The organism is Xenorhabdus hominickii (assembly GCF_002632725.1).
GTDB lineage: Bacteria > Pseudomonadota > Gammaproteobacteria > Enterobacterales > Enterobacteriaceae > Xenorhabdus > Xenorhabdus hominickii.
The window spans coordinates 1-1690 of record NZ_NJAI01000037.1; the positions used below are offsets into that span (position 1 = coordinate 1).

Consider the following 1690-nt stretch of genomic DNA (forward strand, 5'->3'; position numbering starts at 1 on the left):
GAGCCTGATCAGCTCCTCGCGCTGTTTCCCGGTGTATTTGGCACTGATGTCCATTGACGAGGCGAAGAGCGCCGCCGCCGTCTCGCCGTCTTTCATCCGCACCCGTTCGACCTGAATTTCCCGGTTCAGATCAGCCACTTTTTTCCGGTAGTTTTCCTGCGCGCTGGCGGCTTCGCGGGCGGCTTTTGCCGCGGCACTGGTCGATTCCCTTAACTGATCCTGATTTCTCGATGCTGCAACCGTGTCATTAATCAGTTTTTGCCGATTATTACGGTGCTCAGGCCCGGTTAATCCCAAATCATCCGCCGCGAACTCCGCCTGCTTTCTGACTTTGGCGTCACCTTGCAAGGTGGAAAGTTCACGATCACGGGCAGCTTTGGCTAATGCGTCTTTTTGTTTGTCGTTCAGCTCCACGTGAGGCAGCATGAGAGGAACAGTGACATTTTTCTGTTGGCGTTCATCCAGCAGCCGGTTGCCCACACTCATCAGACGATTGAATTCGCTATGAGCTGCGTTCATCATCAGGGTAGAATGATAAATGGCTTGCTGCTTGTCCGTTTCCTGCTGAACAAGTGTAATTCGACGCCGTTCCAGCCCCTCCAGTACCTGCTTGATCTCCCTCGCCTTCTCTTGCATGGTATTAAGTCGGGATTGCTCAACTGCCAGCTCCCCTGTCGCCTTTTCCAGTCCTTTAACTAAGTCCGCATCCTTAAGGTAATTTTTGTAAGCGGGATTACTACGAGCTTGGTTTAAAGTTTCCACTTGGTTTTTTAAGTGATTAACTCGCTTAGATTGCTCATCGATAAGGCGATTTTGTTCACTCAGCGCCTTTCCAGCCTCCTTTTCATTGTCTGCTGTTTCAGGCAGGCTCATTTTGGGGATTTTTTCCGGGATTTCGCTGACAGTACTGGCGTATTCCTGCGCGGCCTGTCTGGCCTGTAATGTATTTTGGTACGAGGTATACCATGCCGCCGCCCCCAGCATCACCAGACCGGGAATGCCACCCACCAGCCCCAATATCCCCCCCATCATCCGGGAACCCACCGAGGTCACGCCATTCAGTCGATTCTGTGCTGCCGTCCGGGCATCAATATTGTGCCTCAGCCGGGACTGTTCCCGCGTCAGCCTCGCTTCGGCCTGCGTTTGTTTGTCCGTATTCTGAGCAGCCACCAAGGCCTGTTGTGCCCGATAAACCGCTGCCCGTGCCCGTGCGGTTGAGATTTGCGTACCGCGCACCTGCGCCTGCGCCAGTGCCACCTCGGCCCGGTAAGTCTCCAAAATCCGCCCCGTGGCAGTCACGGCCCCGGAGACCAGCCCGCCAAAGAAACGGGCCGCCCCGACGGCAATCAGGATTCCGGCTGCTGCCGCAATGGTATCCATGTTTTTTGCCACGCCATCCAAGGCCCCGGATAAAGTGGCCGTCACCGACGTTGTCCGGTTGGCTTCCCCCACCCATTGCTGAAACGCATTCATCACCCGGGTTGACGCGGCGCTGACGCTGTTTGGCATCGAATCAAATTCTTTGCGCATCTGTGTCAACTGACCGATCAACGCCGGCACAATCTTGGGTGTCGTCAGTTCCCCGGCATCCGCCAGCCCTTTCAGGTCTTTTTGGGCGACCCCCAGTCCGTCGGACAGGGCCTTCATGATCCGCTGACCGGATTGGGCGACCGAGTTAAAGTCCTGCCCC

At 55.8% G+C, this 1690-nt stretch carries 1 protein-coding gene and 1 pseudogene; both read right to left on the minus strand.

The window, feature by feature from the left end; all coding sequences use genetic code 11:
• On the minus strand, nucleotides 1-1425 hold a 1425-nt coding region (locus Xhom_RS24815; RefSeq protein ID WP_274540202.1), incomplete at its 3' end, for a phage tail tape measure protein.
• A 24-nt stretch (nucleotides 1426-1449) separates the two neighbouring features.
• A pseudogene (locus Xhom_RS47335) lies at nucleotides 1450-1690 on the minus strand (tape measure protein); the annotation flags it as partial.